This window comes from Actinomadura graeca (genome assembly GCF_019175365.1).
Taxonomy (GTDB): Bacteria; Actinomycetota; Actinomycetes; order Streptosporangiales; family Streptosporangiaceae; genus Spirillospora; species Spirillospora graeca.
Window position 1 is genome coordinate 3768006 of record NZ_CP059572.1, and the last position, 14934, is coordinate 3782939.

Genomic DNA, 14934 nt, shown 5'->3' on the forward strand with positions numbered 1-14934 from the left:
GTGAAGGCGATCGTCCAGGAGAGGTTCGGGCCGCCGGACGTCCTGCGGCCGGCGGACGTGGACCGGCCGCGGCCCGGGACGGGCGAGGTCGTCGTCCGCGTCCACGCCGCCGCGGTCAACCCCTACGAGTGGCACCTCCTGCGCGGCGACCCCTACGTCGCGCGGCTGATGATGGGCGGCATGGGGCTGACCAGGCCGAAGAACCCGGTGGCCGGGCTCGACGCGGCGGGGTGCGTCGAGGAGGTCGGGCCGGGCGTGGGCGGCGTGCGGCCGGGCGACGAGGTGTTCGGGTTCTGCCCCGGCGCGTTCGCCGAGTTCGCACGGGCGAAGGCGGAGCTGGTCGTGCCCAGGCCGGAGGGCCTCTCCTTCGCCGAGGCGGCGGCACTGCCGATCGCGGGGACGACCGCGCTCCGCGCCGTGCGCGACGTCGGCGCGGTGACGTCCGGGCAGCGGGTGCTGGTGAACGGGGCGGCCGGGGGCGTCGGCACCTACGCCGTCCAGATCGCGGCAGCGCTGGGCGCGGAGGTGACCGGGGTGTGCGGGACGCGCAATCTCGACCTGGTCCGCTCGATCGGCGCCGCGCACGCCGTCGACCACACCGAAACCGACTTCACCGCGGACGAGTGCGTGCGAGCGGCCGGGCGCTACGACGTGATCCTCGACAACGTCGGCAACCATCCGCTCGGACGGCTGCGCCGGGCGCTCACGCCTGCGGGCACGCTACTGCTCAACGCGGGCGGCTCTCCCGGCGCCGTGTTCGGCGCCGTCGGGAGGATGGCCCGCGGCGCGATGCTGGACCGGTTCGTCCGGCAGCGGATCCGCGTCGTCCCGACGGCGTGGCGCAGGCAGGACCTCCTCGACCTCGCCGACCTCGCCGCGTCGGGACGGCTCACCACGGTCCTCGACCGGGGGTTCCCGCTGGCGGAGGCGGCCGACGCGGTCCGCTACATCGAGCGGGGCCACGCCCGGGGGAAGGTCGTCCTGTCCGTCACGCCAGCCGGTGGAGAAGGGCATGGAGCGCGAGGAACGCGAGGAGCCCGAGGAGAAGGCTGCCGACCGCGTTGACGGCGGCCTTGGCGTACGAGCCGTCCTGGATCAGGTGGACGGTGTCCAGCTCGAAGGTGCTGAAGGTGGTCAGCGCGCCGCACAGGCCGGTGCCGAGCAGCGCCTCGGTCAGCTTCCCGGTGCCGGCGCCGTGCAGGGCGCCGAGGGCCGCCGCGCCGAGGACGTTGACGGTGAGCGTGCCCCAGGGGAACGCCGTGCCCGCGAACGCCTTGACGTACCCGTCGATGACGTAGCGGAGCACGGCGCCCAGCGCGCCACCGGCCGGCACGAGGAGGATCACGGCCGTCGTGGTCATGCCGTCCCCCCGGAGTGGCCCTCCCCCGGGTCGCGGTGGGGGAGCCTGCGTCCGAGGACGAGCCCGGCGGCGACCGCGACCCACCCGAGGACGACGCTGGCCGCCGCGTACCCGGCGCCGAGCCCCGCCCGGCCCTCGTCCCCGAGCGTGTAGACGTCGTCGATGAGGTGCGAGAACGTGGTGAACCCGCCGAGGTACCCGGTCACGGCGAGCGGCCGCGCGAACGCGTGCGGCCTGCCGCCGAGCAGGTACGTGGTCAGGATCCCCATGAACAGGCAGCCGAGCATGTTGACGGTGAAGGTGTTCCACGGGAAGCCGTCCGCGGAGCTCGGGATCGCCTTGGTCAGCAGGTGACGCGCGAGCGCGCCCGCGGCGCCCCCGGCGGCGATCTCGGCGAGGACCCGCGGCCCCAGCCCCGGCTTCGGCGGACGCCCGGCGTGCGGATGCAGCGCGGTGGCCTCCGCCCGCTCGCGGTCGTGCAGTCTCCCGGCCATGATGGTCCCTATCCGTGAAGGTCCGGTGCGGGCCCGCCCAGCAGCAGCCGCCGGACGGCGTCCCAGATCTGGAAGAACGCGGCCTCCACCTCGGGCGACCGGGCGCCGAACAGCCGGGCCCACGCGCCCACGTCGCCGGGCAGCACGCTCGCCCCGGCCAGCAGGCCCGTCCCGGCGAGCGGGTCCGCCCCGGCGAGCAGGCCCGCCCCTGCGAGCGCGTCGTGCATCGTGTCGGCCACCTGCTGCGCGGGCTTCGCCGCGGTGACCACGTACAGGGACGCCATGACCCCGAAGTCGGCCATTACCCCGGGGCCGGACACCCCGCGCTCGTCCGGGACGAGCCGGACCGGGTCCGCGAACAGCAGGCGGCCGTCCGGCGCCCGGACCTCCAGGTCCGTGCAGTAGACGGTGTAGGCGTGCCGTTCTCCGCGCGCCAGCCGTCCCGCCATCAGCTTCTCCCCGACGACCACGGTCGACTCCGGGTCGGCGGTGACGGTCGTCCGCTGGTAGAACCGCGAGCCCGCGAAGGGGATCGTCGCCCTCGGCAGGTACTCGGCGTAGGCGCCGGGCCCGGCGGTGATGCCGACGAGCTGGGTGGCGTAGTCCTGCTCCATCCGGTAGAGCCGCGTGGCGGTCTGCGTCGTGACGTGCACGGTCGTCCCGGCGCCGCAGTCCAGGTCGGCGCGGCAGCGATCGCCTTGGAGGACGCCTCCCCCGGACGACATGAGCATCACGTAGGGCATACCGGGCTGCTCGGGGTCGGGGTACAGGGGGCGCGGGATGTGCAGCGGCGCGGTCTGGTAGTGCCCGGTCAGCTCCGTCCGCCCGCCGTGCTCCTCGAACCGCAGGTCCAGGACGCCGAGTTTGCCGGGCGCCCCCACCGGCAGCGTCTCGGGCACGGCGGCGTGCCGTGCCACGGCCGCGGGCAGCCACTCCGGCGTGCACCGCGCCAGCGCGGGCTCGTCACCCGGCGCGGGAACGTCCCGCGGCGTCGGGTCGTCCTCCGGTGTCCGGTCGTCCTTCGGTGTCGGGTCGTCCCTCACCCGGTCGGCGAGCACATCGCCTCCCGGCGGGCCAGGACGAAGTCCGCGACGTCGGCGATGCCGGTCCCGGCGAGGCAGTCGGTGAGGATGACGCGGCCCTCGCCGCGCACCCGGTGCGCGTCCCGCTCCATGACGGCCAGGTCGGTCCGCACGTACGGCGCGATGTCGATCTTGTTGATGACCAGCAGGTCGGAGTCGGTGGTGCCGGGGCCGCGCTTGCGCGGCATCTTCTCGCCCTCCGCCGTGTCCAGGACGAAGACGTACACGTCGGCGAGCGCCGGGCTGAAGGTCAGCGTCAGGTTGTCGCCGCCGCTCTCGAACAGCAGCACGTCGATGTCGGGGAAGCGGTCGAGCATCTCGGCCGCCGCGGCGAGGTTCATCGTCGGGTCGTCCCGGACGGCCGTGTGCGGGCACGACCCGGTCTCGACGCCGGTGACGCGCTCCCCGTCCAGGACCCCGGCGAGCGTCCTGCGGACGTGCTCGGCGTCCTCCTGCGTGTAGATGTCGTTGGTGATGACGCCGGGGCTGTGCCCGCGCTCGACCAGCAGCGGGACGAGCGCCTCGATGAGCGCCGTCTTGCCCGACCCCACCGGCCCGCCGACGCCGATCTTGAAGACCTGCTCTGGTTCCATCGTGCCCCCTCAGGTGAAGAACAGGCGGGCCTCGGCCCGCTCGTGCGCGGCCGACACGGCGTCCGCCACCGGCGTGGAGGCGTGCAGGTCGCGCGGGTCCCGCGCGGCCAGCGCACGCCGCACCGCCAGGACGATCTCCGGGCGCACCTCGCGCAGCAGCCCCTGCGCCCGCCGGAAGTCGACGCGTCCCAGCCGGACGGCCGCCGCCGCGCAGCCCGCCGCGAACGCGAACAGGTCACCCGCCACGGCGTGCTCGGCGGGCACCCCGAGCCCCGCGTGGACGGCCCCCACGGCGACCGCGTGGTTGCCGGGGGTGACGCGGCGCGTCACGAGGTTCGCGAGCCGGGCGGCCGGCTCGGACGCGAACGCCTCCTCGGCGGTGTCCAGGACCTGCCGCCCGGTCCGGACCGACGCCCTCCGCTGCTCCCGGTTCAGCTTGACGGCGTAGAGCCTGCGGTCGGCGTCCACGACCGCCTTCCAGTCGCCCGCCAGCACCGCGCGGTGCGCCAGCGCCAGCGCCGCCGCGTCGCCCGTCCCCGCGGCGCGCACGAGGTCGGTGACCAGGGCGCCCAGGCCGTCCGCCGTCACCCTGCGGAGCTGGGTGTACCCCTCCAGCCCGTGCGACAGCGTGTACAGCCCGCTGGGGAAGCCCGAGTCGGTGAGCTGGAGCTGCCCCAGCAGCGCCTCAAGGTCCCCCTCGCCGTCGGTGTCGCCGGGACGGGACGGCGGCGCGGCTCCGGTCATGCGATGAAGAACAGCCGGTTCAGCGGCAGCGTCGTCGCGGGATCGATGGTGGCCGTCTCCCCGTTCACGGTGACCCGGTAGGTCTCGGGATCGACCTCGATGTCGGCGACCGTCGAGTTGTGCAGCATGTGCCGCTTGTCCACGGTGCGGCACTGCCGGACGGGTCGGATGAGCCGCTCCAGCCCCAGCCGCTCCGGGATGCCCGCCGCGATCCCCGCGTCCGACATGAACGTCACGCAGGTCTCCTTCAGCGCCTTGCCGAAGGCCCCGTACGTCGGCCGCAGGTAGACCGGCTGCGGCGTGGGCAGCGAGGCGTTCGGGTCGCCCATCTGCGCCCAGCTGATCAGCCCGCCCTTGACCACCATGAACGGCTTCGCTCCGAAGGAGTGCGGCTGCCAGAGCACGACGTCGGCGAGCTTGCCGTCCTCCAGCGAGCCGATCGTGTCGGCCATCCCGCTCGCGCGGGCCGGGTTGATCGTCAGCTTGGCGATGTAGCGCATCACGCGGTGGTTGTCGTTGCGCGAGGAGTCCTCGGGCAGCGCGCCGCGCTGGTCCTTGCAGTGGTGCGCGACCTGGAACGCCCGGGTGAACGACTCCCCGACCCGTCCCATCGCCTGCGAGTCCGAGCCGATGATGCTGATGACGCCGAGGTCGTGCAGGACGGTCTCCGCCGCGATGGTCTCGGTCCGGACGCGGCTCTCGGCGAACGACAGGTCCTCGGGGACGTCGTAGCTGAGGTGGTGGCAGACCATGGTCATGTCCAGCAGCTCGTCCGCCGAGTTCGCCGTGTAGGGCAGCGTCGGGTTCGTGGACGCGGGCAGCGCGTTCGGCTCCCCGGTGATGCGCAGGATGTCCGGCGCGTGACCGCCGCCGGCGCCCTCGGAGTGGTAGGTGTGGATCGCCCGGCCGTTGATCGCGCTGATCGTGTCCTCGACGAACCCGGCCTCGTTCAGGGTGTCGGTGTGGATGGTCACCTGGACGTCGTGGTCGTCGGCGACGCGCAGCGCGCAGTCGATGACCTCCGGGGTCGAGCCCCAGTCCTCGTGCACCTTCAGCCCGGCGGCGCCCGCCCGCAGCTGCTCGTCCAGCGGCCCCGGCAGGCTGTTGTTGCCCTTGCCGTAGACGGCGATGTTGATCGGGATGTCCTCGTACGCCTGGAGGATCCGGGCGATGTTCCACGGGCCGGGCGTGCAGGTGGTGCCGCGCGAGCCGTCCGCCGGGCCCGTGCCGCCGCCGACCAGCGTCGTGATCCCGTTGCTGAGCGCGTTCTGCGCCTGCTGCGGGGCGATGAAGTGGACGTGGGTGTCGATCGCCCCGGCGGTCGCGATGAGGTTCTCCCCGGAGATCACCTCGGTGCCGACGCCGATGATCAGCCGCCGGTCCACCCCGTTCTGGGTGTGGGTGTTGCCGGACTTGCCGATCCCGGCGATCCTGCCGTCCTTGATGCCGATGTCGCCCTTGACGATGCCCAGCACCGGATCGATGATCACCGCGTTGGTGATCACCGTGTCGAGGGCGGTGGTGGCGTTGCGCGAGGCCGGGTCGGACGACATGCCGTCCCGGGCCGTCTTCCCCCCGCCGTACTGGGACTCGTCGCCGTAGTGCCCTTCGGTGTGGTCCTTCTCCACCTCGACGACCAGGTTGGTGTCGCCCAGGCGGATCCGGTCGCCCACGGTGGGGCCGTACATGCTCGCGTACTGCTTGCGAGGGATCGTCGTCGTCATCGCCGTCAGCCCTTCTTCGACCGGGACGTGCCGGCCCGCGAGGAGGCCGGGCGTTTCGCGGGCTTCTTCCTGCCGGTGGTGGTCCCCCCGGAGCGGCTCCTGCTCGCGGCATGCCTGCCCTCGGACGTCTTGCCCGCGGACGTCTTGCCCGCAGCCGACTTGCCCGCCGAAGTGCGGGACGCGGACGTCCGAGATGCCGACGTCCGGGACGCGGCGGCGGTCCGGCCGGTGGCGGCCTTCTCCTTCTCCTGCTCCTCCGGCTCGTCGAGATAGCCCCGGGCGCGCATCCTCGCCAGCGCCTCGGCCTTGGCGGCACTGGACCGGACGCTCCCGTTGAGCAGCCCGCCGAACCCGACGATGCGCAGCCCGCCCCCGTACTCGACCAGCTTCACCTCCTTGGTGTCACCGGCCTCGAAGCGGACGGCGGTGCCCGCCGGGATGTCCAGCCGCATGCCGAACGCCTTCTCCCGGTCGAAGCTCATGGCCCGGTTGACCTCGAAGAAGTGGAAGTGCGAGCCGATCTGGACGGCCCGGTCGCCGGTGTTGTGGACGGTCAGCCGCGTCCTGCGCTGCCCGGCGTTCAGCTCGATCGGGCCCGCCGCGAATATGTAGACGTCATCGGCCATGGACGGCCGCCTCCCTCAGGCTCGTTTCCGTGATCCCCGCGAAGTGGTCGTGGGCGGGCTCGTGTGGGTGCCCGTGCCCGTGGCCGTGCCCGTGCTCGTGACCGTGGCGGTGGCCGTGGCCGTGCTCGTGACCGTGGCCGTGGCGGTGCCCCGCCGCGGCCAGGCCGTCGTCGCCGTCCCGGCCCCAGCGCAGCTCCGCCTCGGCCGCGCGTGCCCTGACCAGGGCCGCGAGCGCCGCCGGGCCGAGCAGCGGCCCGGCGGTCAGCGCGCCGGGCCACACCGGGGGCGGGACGAGCGAGGCGGGCACGAGCACCACCTCCCGGGCGCCCAGGCGGCGGCAGCGGTCCGCGCCGTCCGGCACCCCCGGCTCCCCGTCGCCGAACGCGACCTCCACCCAGGGCGCCCGCAGGTGCCGCCAGACGAGGCGCGCCACCTTGAACAGCTCCGCGTCGTCCTCGGGCCGTCCCGCCGGGGCCACCAGGAGCGCCGCCCGCCCGCCGTCACCGCCGCGCAGCGCCCGCACGACGGCCGCGCGGAGCCAGCCCACCAGGTGCGTCACCGTGCCGAGCGGCCGGGCGAGCAGCAGCGCGCCGGGCTCCCGGTCCCGCGCCGCCCACGCCATCGTCTGCGCGGCGGCGGCCGTGAGCCCGGGGTCGCGGCCCAGCGTCATCGGCACCACGACGGCGCGCGGACGGTCCTGGAGGGCGGCGGCGAGGGCGCGTCCGGGACGCGGCGTCCCGCCGTCCCCGGCCGGGCACTCGTGGCCGCCGGCCGTCAGGACGGCGCGGTCCGGCGGCCCCGGCCCCCGCGGCGGTGAGGTCACTTGCCGCCGCCGACCGGGTCGTGGCAGGAGACCAGCTTGGTCCCGTCGTCGAAGGCGGCCTCGACCTGGATGAGCTTGAGCATCCCGCGCACTCCGGGGAGCACGTCGTTCGGCCCCACCACGTGCTTGCCCAGCTCCATGCAGTCGGCGACGGTCTTGCCGTCCCGGGCCGCCTCGACGATCGCGGCGCTGATCAGCGCCACCGTCTCGCCGTAGTTGAGCTTCAGCCCGCGCTCGCGGCGCCGCTCGGCCATCTCCGAGACGACGAAGACCATCAGCTTGTCGATCTCCCGTGGTGACAGGTTCATCGGGGTCCTTCCTGGCGGCGGCGCACGGTGCTCAACCGGCCCGCCGGAGCCTGGAGAAGTTCGGGACGGCGGCCAGGAACACCCAGGCGACCAGCACGAAAGGCCAGGTCAGGGTGTGGCCGCCGACCACGGTGAACAGGTTGGAGATACCGGCGGTCAGGGCCGCGGCGGTCGCCGCCCCGATCACCGCGTAGATCACGCCGGCCCGGCTCAGCGCGAGGAACGTCCCGGTGAGCGCGATCCCGGTCAGCACGGAGTTGTAGCCGTACAGCCCGGCGCCGAGATCGGCGGCCGGGACCCCGAGCCACCAGCCGACCAGCAGCCCGATCACGCTCGACACCAGGGCCGTCGCCGCGACGAGGCGGCTCGACACCGCCAGCCCGGCCAGGAAGATCAGGCCCACGTACCACGTGTCCTGGAAGAAGACCTGGCCGATCCCGTTGAAGGCGCCGTGCCAGAAGTCGTGCCAGGACATCGCCGTGCCGGGGTCGGTGGCCGAGGGTGCGGCGGTGTTGGCGTGCTCGGCCCACACCCGGTCGTAGGACGGCGCGCCGATCACCATGATCAGCGTGACGATGCAGAAGGGCGCGGTCAGGCCGGGCAGGTTGTAGGGCGTCAGTGCCGTGTTCAGCGCCGAGCCGACCACGGCGGCGGCCACGGCGGCGCCGATGACCAGCGCGGCCGTCATCCACCGGACGTCCAGGTAGAGGACGAGCGCGACGCCGACGAGCGTCCCGTTGAACCCTTCGAGCCCGATCGACACCCGGTTCCAGGGGACGCCGAGCAGGTACGCGGTGACGGTGGCGACGACCGTGCCGAGCAGGCCGAAGACGCCGAACTGCCAGCCGCCGACGAACAGCGCGATGACGAACAGGAGCCCGGTCCAGTAGTTCGGCTGGAACTCCACCTGGGCGACGCCGCGCGGGACGGTCAGCAGGGTGTCCCTCAGGCCGGGGCGCTCGGACGGCCTGTCGCGGTCCGGAGCCGCGACGTCCACCGTTGCCGTCGCCATCGTGCGCTCCCCTGCGGCGATGGGCGGCCGCGCGTTCGCGGGGCCGTCCGGGTGGTCATGACACCCTGCACAATTCCCGGCGAAGGAAGGCGCAAAATCGCGTTCCGCCAATTATCGACCAAGAACCCGAAGTGCGATTTTTGCCCGGTGCCGGGACGGTCCGGCGGGGATCGGGGAATGCTCCGCCCGGTATTGGTGGAGGCGCAGAAGGCGAGAAACGACCGAAAGGTCTGAAATGTCGGCCGGACTGAACACCGGTGATTCCGCATGGCTGATGACCAGCACGGCGATGGTGCTGCTGATGACGCCCGGTCTCGCCTTCTTCTATGGCGGGATGGTCCGCTCCAAGAACATGCTGACGATGCTCTACATGAGCTTCATCTGCATCAGCCTGGTCACCCTGCTGTGGTTCCTGTACGGGTACGGAATGGCGTTCGGCAAGGACGCCGGGGACGCCGGGCTCATCGGCTGGGGCGACTGGCGTCTCGGCCACGTCTCCCCCGACGCCCTCCGGGGCGCGATCCCCGAGCAGATCTACGCCTGCTTCCAGCTCACCTTCGCCATCATCACCGTCGCTCTGATCAGCGGCTCCATCGCCGGGCGCGCCCGCTTCGGCCCCTGGATCCTGTTCGTCATCGTGTGGGTGACGCTGGTGTACGTGCCCGTCGCGCACTGGGTGTTCTCCTCCTCGGGATGGCTGAACGAGTGGGGCGTGATGGACTTCGCGGGCGGCCTGGTCGTCGAGCTGAACTCCGGCATCTCCGGCCTCGCCATGGCCCTCGTCCTCGGCCCCGGCGTCGCGTTCCGCCGCAGGGAGGGCCCCCGGCCCGGCAACGTCCCGTTCGTCCTGCTCGGGCTCGGGCTGCTGTGGTTCGGCTGGTTCGGCTTCAACGCCGGGTCGGCGCTCAACGACGGCGCCCTCGCCACCCGCGCGTTCGTCAGCACGATGATCGCCGGATGCTCGGGCATGCTGACCTGGCGGCTGCTGGAATGGCTCCGCACCCGCCACCTCACCCAGCTGGGATCGGCCAGCGGTGCGCTCGCCGGGCTCGTCGCCATCACCCCGTCGTGCGCGTTCGTCAGCGCCGAGGGCGCCTTCGCGATCGGCGTCGTCGCAGCCATCGTGTGCACCTACGCCGTCGAGCTGAAGCTCGTCGCCGGATACGACGACACCCTGGACGTCACCGGCATCCACGGCGCGGGCGGGATCGTCGGCATCGTGTCCCTGGGGTTCCTCGCCACCGGCTGGGACCAGGGCTCGCCCGGCCTGTTCTACGGCGGCTCCGTCTCCGTCCTCGGCAAGCAGGTCGTCGCCGTCCTGGCCGTCGCGGCGTACGCGTTCGCCGTCACCTACGTCATCGGCAAGGTCATCGACCGGTTCTTCCGCATGCGCATGACCGACGAGGAGCAGGCCAAGGGAACGGACGTCAACTTTGTCGAAGGCTGACGGCGGCGGTTCCGAGGCCGGCGCCGGACGGCCCGACGCCGGGCGGCCGTTCGACCCGTCCCGCGCGGTGGTGTCGGCGCGGGGCCCGCTGGCCGGACGCCGCCGGGCGAGGCTCCAGTTGCGCCACGGCGAGGGCGACAGGAGCCGCCTGACCAGCGTCCAGGGGCTGGTCGCGCTCTCCCTGGACGCGCTCAGCTCCGTCGCGTACGGCCCCGAGGCGATCGCGCTGGTGCTCGTCACCGCGGGCGCCTCGGCGGTGCGGCTCACGCTGCCCGTCACGCTCGTCATCGCCGGGCTGCTGGCCGTGCTGGTGGTGTCGTACCGGCAGGTCATCGCCGTGCACCCCGACGGCGGGGGCTCCTACGCGGTGGCGAAGGACGACGTCGGCCCGCGTGTCGGGATGCTCGCCGCCGCGGCCCTGATCGTCGACTACGTCCTCACCGTCGCGGTCAGCCTGGCGGCGGGCGCCGCCGCCCTGGCCTCGGCGTTCCCGTCGCTGCTGCCCTACCTGCTGGAGACCACGCTGGTGGTCCTGCTCGTGCTGACGGCCGTGAACCTGCACGGCATCGCCGACAGCGCCCGCGTCCTGATGCTGCCGACCGGCCTGTTCGTCGTGACGATCCTCATCGTCGTGGTGGTCGGCCTCGCCCGGGGGCATCCCGTCGCGGGCGTCGGGACGGCGGTGGCGCCGCACGGGCACGAGGCGCTGGGCGTGATGCTGATCCTCAAGGCGTTCTCGTCCGGCTGCACCGCGCTGACCGGCGTGGAGGCCATCGCCAACGGCGTGCCGATGTTCCGGGAGCCGAGGGTCGCCCGCGCACAGCGGACCGAGCTGATGCTCGGCGCGCTGCTGGCGGTGATGCTCATCGGCATCGCGCTGCTCATCCGCCGCGACACCGTCCTCCCACGCGAGGGCGTCACGATCCTCGCCCAGCTCACGGCGGGCGCCATCGGCAGCGGCTGGCCGTACCAGGCGGCCAGCGTCATCGTCGCGGTCGCGCTGACGCTGGCCGCCAACACCAGCTTCGGCGGCCTGCCCGTCCTGCTCAGCCTCCTGGCCCGGGACCGCAGGCTGCCGCACCTGTTCGCCCTGCGCGGCGAACGCCCCGTCCACCGGTACGGGGTGCTGGCGGTCGCCGCCGCCGCGGCCGCGCTCCTGGTCGCGGTGGACGCCCGCACCCAGCGGCTCCTGCCCCTGTTCGCCATCGGCGTGTTCACCGGCTTCACGATCAGCCAGACCGGGCTCGTCCTGCACTGGACGCGGCTGCGCGCGCGCGGCTGGGCCGGGAAGGCGCTGGTCAACGGCACCGGCGCGGTGCTCACCGCCGTCGCGACCGCGGTGCTGCTGATCACCAAGTTCGACGAGGGCGCCTGGGTGGTCGTCATCGTGATGCCGCTGCTGATCCTGCTGTTCGCCCGGATCCGGCACTACTACGACCGGATCGGGCGGGAGCTGCGGGTCGGCGAGATCCCGGCCGGACGCCCGAGGCCGCCCACCGCCGGGCGGCTGGTCCTGGTGCCGCTGGCGGAGTTCGGCGCGACGATCAGCGGCGTCCTCGGCGTCGCGCTGGGCCTCGGCGGGGAGACCGTCGCGGTCATGGTGTCCTCGGACGAGGACCACACCCGCGCCCTGCGGGAGCGGTGGGACCGCTGGGACCCGGGCGTGCCGCTGGAGATCCTGGGCAGCCCGAGGGAGGCCAAGATCCGCCCCATCGTGGACCACGTCCGGCGGGCCGCGGCGCACGACGGCCGCTCCGTCGTCGTGCTCGTCCCCGTCATCCAGTCGGACCGGCCCCGCTACCGCTTCCTCTACGACCAGTGGAGCCTGCTGCTGGCCGAGGCCCTGCGCGAGCACGTCCCCGGCGCGCTGGTCTGCATGCTCCCCGTCCGGATCACCGTATGAGACCGGTCGCGGGATTTCTCCACTCTATGAAGCGGGCAACTCGAACGAGTGACGCTCCGGCCGCACCATCGACCTGCGGCCCGAGGCACCGTCCGACGACCGTCTCGTGGCCCCGGCCTGGCAAGCGAAGGGGCGGCGCCGACGGAGCGTCACCCCCTCATTCGCGAAAACCACCGCAGATCACGCACGGACGGGGCACAATCGCGAAAGGCGATGGTCACTCCCCGTGTCCGCACGATCACAGCGGAAGGTTCCGCCATGGAAGTCCAGCAGCGTCCCAAGTGGGCCGAACGAATCCAGGCCGAGCGCGAGAGGCGCGGATGGGGCAAATTCGAGATGGCCCGCCGCCTCCTGCGCGCCATCGGCGTCGAACCCACGTACCAGAAGGTGAAGCACCTCGCCCGGCAGATGGCCAGGTGGGAGGCGGGCCAGCACTTCCCCCGCGACTGGGCCGACGTCTACGCCAACGTCTTCGGCGTCCAGCGCGAAGAACTGTTCGGCTGGGAAGTGGGCGTCCCGTCCCCCATGGGTACCGTAAAGGCGAGTCCTTCCGGCGACCCAGGGAGCGACGAAGTGAGACGTCGCGCAGCCATGCAACTGTTCACCACCCTCAGCGCAGGCGCCGCGGTGGCCCCCGCCAACATCGACCAGGTCCTGGCGGGCATCGAAGCCGCCCTGGACGACCACCTCGACATCGACGAGTGGGACGCCATCGTCCACGAATACGGCCTCCAACTCCCCCTCCGCCCTCCGGGCGCATTCATCAACGACATAAGCGCCGACATCGTCGCCGTCGGCGTACTCCTCAAGCGGCGCCTCCCCGAAGACGACCGCACCGGCCTGCTACGCATCGGTGCTGGGCTGTCCAGCCTGCTGGCCACCACACAGGCCGACGTCGGCAACGCATCAGCGGCCCGCTCCTGCGCCGCCACCGCCCGTCGTGCCGCCGACGCCTCCGGCGACGTCAGACTGCGCGCGTGGGTAAGAGGGCGGGCCGCACAAGAAGGGGCATGGGCATGCCGCCCGCCCAGCGTGGTGACGGCCTTGGCGAAGGAAGCCATCCAAATCGGGGGCGAGAATCCCTGGCCAGGCGTGGCGTGCGCGCAGGCCGCACGCGCCTATGCGGCAGCCCAGTGCGGCGACACCGTCCAGGCCGAAATCGCCCTGCGGAAACTCGAAGCGATCACCGAACGACTCCCCACCCAAGAGGTGACGGCACTGAACTTCGGTGAGCCGAAGCTGCGGTGGGCGCAAGCGTATGCGTTCACCTGGACAGGAAGCAGCCAGTACAAGGACGCGATACCTCAGGCACTGGCGCTCTACCCTCCAAGCGTCCGCGGCGCAGTGGCAAACCTCAAACTCATGCACGCGACGGAACTCGTCCGCCAGCACTACATCGACGACGGCCTCGAAAAGGCGATCAGGACACTGCAGAACGGCCCCACATCGACCTCGCGCATCTCCATCGCGACCAAGGTCATCGAAGCACTCCCCGACAAGGCCAGAGACCTTCCCGCCGCTCAGGAATTGCGCAACCTCCTCACGACTGCGGCCTGACCCCGCCGTCACCGGGACGGCGGGGCCGGGCGTGTGTCAGTCGATGGTCGGGCCGGAGATCGTGGTGTAGCCGGTGAACGGGCCGGTGGGTACGCCGACGTCGGGCCGGATGTTGAAGGCCAGCCGACTGTCAGGCTGGCGGGCCAGGAGGTACTGGGTGAGCGGGCCTCCGTTGGGCTGGAGGGAGAAGGCGGCCGGGCTGCCGGTCACCGACCCCTCGACCCGCTGGAAGCCCGTGTAGGAGCCGTTGCCGCTGTTCTGCGGGTTGGCGTAGATGGCGTTGTCGCCGCCGCGGACGTACACGGCACGGTTGGTGACGGCGATGTCGCTGGTGGCCGACACGCCGTCCAGTGGCTTCCAGGTCGATCCGGTGACGAGCACGTTGCGCGCGTAGACCCGGTTGTCCTCGCCTCGGGCGAAGATCTCGAAGCCGTTGATCGCGTCGCTGTCCCTGATCGCGATGTTGCTGGTGACGCGCATGTCGTCGACCGCCGTGAAGCCGGAGGAGCCGCTCGGGCTCACCTGGTTGAGGTAGACGCGGTGGTCGGAGCCACGGACGAAGATGCGGACGTTGCCGCCGATCGAGCTGTACAGGCGGCTCGCGGTGATGTCGCTGGTGATGAACCCGCCCAGGCTGCTCCATCCGGCCCAGGAGCCGTTGCGGCGGACGTTCGTCCACACCGCGCCTTCCGGGCCGCGGGCGAAGATCCGCACGCTCCCCGCGGGCTCGTCCGCCGGGACGATCGACTCGATGTCCCCGGTGACGGTCAGGCCGGGCACCAGCGAGTAGCCGGTGACCGTGCCGGAGGGGGTGACGGTGTTGGCGTAGACCTGGTTGTCGGTGCCGCGGACGATGAGCTCGGTGTTGCCGCTGGAGGTGACCACCGCGGACGGGTCGCCGACCGTGACCCCGCCCAGCGACTGGAAGGGGGCGAACCCGGTGCCCGAGCGGGCGGCGTACAGCAACGCGCCGTCGGTGCCGCGCGCGGCCACTCCCTTGGCCGGCTGGTTGGCGGTCCGGTCATAGGCCACTTGCGGTGTGGTCAGGCTGGGCAGGTCGGCGGCGTAGGCGGGTGGCGCCGCCGCGGCCAGCGGCGCGGGCCCCGCCGCTGCCGCCGCTGATGCGGCGGGTGCGGCGAGGTGGAGAAGGCCCGCAGCGGCGGTCAGCGCGACACCGCCCCGTACGGTCCTGCGGAACCACGAGGAATGTTGCATGAAGAGTCCCCTTCATCGGGTTGGAGGTGACTCTTATTCGCCGCCG

Annotated in this window: 15 protein-coding genes; 4 read left to right on the forward strand and 11 right to left on the reverse strand. The window is 72.5% G+C overall.

What is annotated here, in order from left to right; translation table 11 throughout:
- Complete coding sequence (locus tag AGRA3207_RS16550; protein ID WP_231335531.1) at positions 1-1065, forward strand: NAD(P)-dependent alcohol dehydrogenase; 1065 nt, start codon at positions 1-3, stop codon at positions 1063-1065.
- Here AGRA3207_RS16550 and crcB read toward each other — a convergent pair.
- The 10 genes from crcB to AGRA3207_RS16600 are packed head-to-tail and all read right to left on the reverse strand — an operon-like array spanning position 989 to position 8766.
- Positions 989-1360, reverse strand: coding sequence for a fluoride efflux transporter CrcB (gene crcB, locus AGRA3207_RS16555; RefSeq protein WP_231335532.1), 372 nt, complete (start codon positions 1358-1360; stop codon positions 989-991). The genes AGRA3207_RS16550 and crcB overlap by 77 nt on opposite strands.
- Positions 1357-1854, reverse strand: coding sequence for a fluoride efflux transporter FluC (locus tag AGRA3207_RS16560; RefSeq protein WP_231335533.1), 498 nt, complete (start codon positions 1852-1854; stop codon positions 1357-1359). The genes crcB and AGRA3207_RS16560 overlap by 4 nt, the downstream gene beginning before the upstream one ends.
- A gap of 8 nt (positions 1855-1862) precedes the next feature.
- A complete protein-coding gene (locus tag AGRA3207_RS16565) occupies positions 1863-2912 on the reverse strand; it encodes an urease accessory protein UreD (protein ID WP_231335534.1) in 1050 nt (349 codons plus the stop codon).
- Positions 2894-3529, reverse strand: a complete 636-nt coding sequence (ureG, locus tag AGRA3207_RS16570) for an urease accessory protein UreG (protein WP_231335535.1) — start codon at positions 3527-3529, stop codon at positions 2894-2896. Before ureG ends, AGRA3207_RS16565 begins: the two co-directional genes overlap by 19 nt.
- Positions 3530-3538: 9 nt before the next feature.
- Complete coding sequence (locus AGRA3207_RS16575) at positions 3539-4273, reverse strand: urease accessory protein UreF (RefSeq protein ID WP_231335536.1); 735 nt, start codon at positions 4271-4273, stop codon at positions 3539-3541.
- Positions 4270-5997, reverse strand: coding sequence for an urease subunit alpha (gene ureC, locus AGRA3207_RS16580; RefSeq protein WP_231335537.1), 1728 nt, complete (start codon positions 5995-5997; stop codon positions 4270-4272). Before ureC ends, AGRA3207_RS16575 begins: the two co-directional genes overlap by 4 nt.
- Positions 5998-6002: 5 nt before the next feature.
- On the reverse strand, positions 6003-6623 hold the full coding sequence (locus AGRA3207_RS40480; RefSeq protein ID WP_476692280.1) for an urease subunit beta: 621 nt from the start codon (positions 6621-6623) through the stop codon (positions 6003-6005).
- Positions 6613-7446 (reverse strand): sirohydrochlorin chelatase, encoded by an 834-nt coding sequence (locus AGRA3207_RS16590; RefSeq protein WP_231335538.1) that lies wholly within the window; start codon positions 7444-7446, stop codon positions 6613-6615. The genes AGRA3207_RS40480 and AGRA3207_RS16590 overlap by 11 nt, the downstream gene beginning before the upstream one ends.
- Positions 7443-7754, reverse strand: a complete 312-nt coding sequence (locus tag AGRA3207_RS16595) for an urease subunit gamma (protein WP_231335539.1) — start codon at positions 7752-7754, stop codon at positions 7443-7445. The genes AGRA3207_RS16590 and AGRA3207_RS16595 overlap by 4 nt, the downstream gene beginning before the upstream one ends.
- 31 nt (positions 7755-7785) lie before the next feature.
- Positions 7786-8766: an urea transporter gene (locus AGRA3207_RS16600; RefSeq protein ID WP_231335541.1), complete on the reverse strand. Its 981-nt coding sequence runs from the start codon at positions 8764-8766 to the stop codon at positions 7786-7788.
- A gap of 235 nt (positions 8767-9001) precedes the next feature.
- On the opposite strand from AGRA3207_RS16600, the gene AGRA3207_RS16605 reads away from it, so the two are divergent.
- The 3 genes from AGRA3207_RS16605 (at position 9002) to AGRA3207_RS16615 (ending at position 13673) form a co-directional block, all read left to right on the forward strand.
- Positions 9002-10213 (forward strand): ammonium transporter, encoded by a 1212-nt coding sequence (locus AGRA3207_RS16605; RefSeq protein WP_231335542.1) that lies wholly within the window; start codon positions 9002-9004, stop codon positions 10211-10213.
- Positions 10200-12116: an APC family permease gene (locus AGRA3207_RS16610; protein ID WP_231335544.1), complete on the forward strand. Its 1917-nt coding sequence runs from the start codon at positions 10200-10202 to the stop codon at positions 12114-12116. The genes AGRA3207_RS16605 and AGRA3207_RS16610 overlap by 14 nt, the downstream gene beginning before the upstream one ends.
- A 258-nt stretch (positions 12117-12374) precedes the next feature.
- The gene (locus AGRA3207_RS16615; protein ID WP_231335545.1) at positions 12375-13673 is read left to right on the forward strand and encodes a helix-turn-helix domain-containing protein; all 1299 of its coding nucleotides are present in this window, start codon (positions 12375-12377) and stop codon (positions 13671-13673) included.
- 36 nt (positions 13674-13709) lie between these two features.
- Here AGRA3207_RS16615 and AGRA3207_RS16620 read toward each other — a convergent pair whose 3' ends face one another.
- Positions 13710-14888 (reverse strand): DUF8189 domain-containing protein, encoded by a 1179-nt coding sequence (locus AGRA3207_RS16620; RefSeq protein ID WP_231335546.1) that lies wholly within the window; start codon positions 14886-14888, stop codon positions 13710-13712.
- Between the last annotated feature and the right edge of the window lie 46 nt (positions 14889-14934).

What these genes read in the sequence shown, in the direction of transcription:
- crcB (WP_231335532.1), bottom strand. Translation starts at nt 1,360, where the DNA reads ATGACCACGACGGCCGTGATCCTCCTCGTGCCGGCCGGTGGCGCGCTG.
- AGRA3207_RS16560 (WP_231335533.1), bottom strand. Translation starts at nt 1,854, where the DNA reads ATGGCCGGGAGACTGCACGACCGCGAGCGGGCGGAGGCCACCGCGCTG.
- ureG (WP_231335535.1), bottom strand. Translation starts at nt 3,529, where the DNA reads ATGGAACCAGAGCAGGTCTTCAAGATCGGCGTCGGCGGGCCGGTGGGG.
- AGRA3207_RS16575 (WP_231335536.1), bottom strand. Translation starts at nt 4,273, where the DNA reads ATGACCGGAGCCGCGCCGCCGTCCCGTCCCGGCGACACCGACGGCGAG.
- ureC (WP_231335537.1), bottom strand. Translation starts at nt 5,997, where the DNA reads ATGACGACGACGATCCCTCGCAAGCAGTACGCGAGCATGTACGGCCCC.
- AGRA3207_RS40480 (WP_476692280.1), bottom strand. Translation starts at nt 6,623, where the DNA reads ATGGCCGATGACGTCTACATATTCGCGGCGGGCCCGATCGAGCTGAAC.
- AGRA3207_RS16595 (WP_231335539.1), bottom strand. Translation starts at nt 7,754, where the DNA reads ATGAACCTGTCACCACGGGAGATCGACAAGCTGATGGTCTTCGTCGTC.
- AGRA3207_RS16600 (WP_231335541.1), bottom strand. Translation starts at nt 8,766, where the DNA reads ATGGCGACGGCAACGGTGGACGTCGCGGCTCCGGACCGCGACAGGCCG.
- AGRA3207_RS16605 (WP_231335542.1), top strand. Translation starts at nt 9,002, where the DNA reads ATGTCGGCCGGACTGAACACCGGTGATTCCGCATGGCTGATGACCAGC.
- AGRA3207_RS16615 (WP_231335545.1), top strand. Translation starts at nt 12,375, where the DNA reads ATGGAAGTCCAGCAGCGTCCCAAGTGGGCCGAACGAATCCAGGCCGAG.
- AGRA3207_RS16620 (WP_231335546.1), bottom strand. Translation starts at nt 14,888, where the DNA reads ATGCAACATTCCTCGTGGTTCCGCAGGACCGTACGGGGCGGTGTCGCG.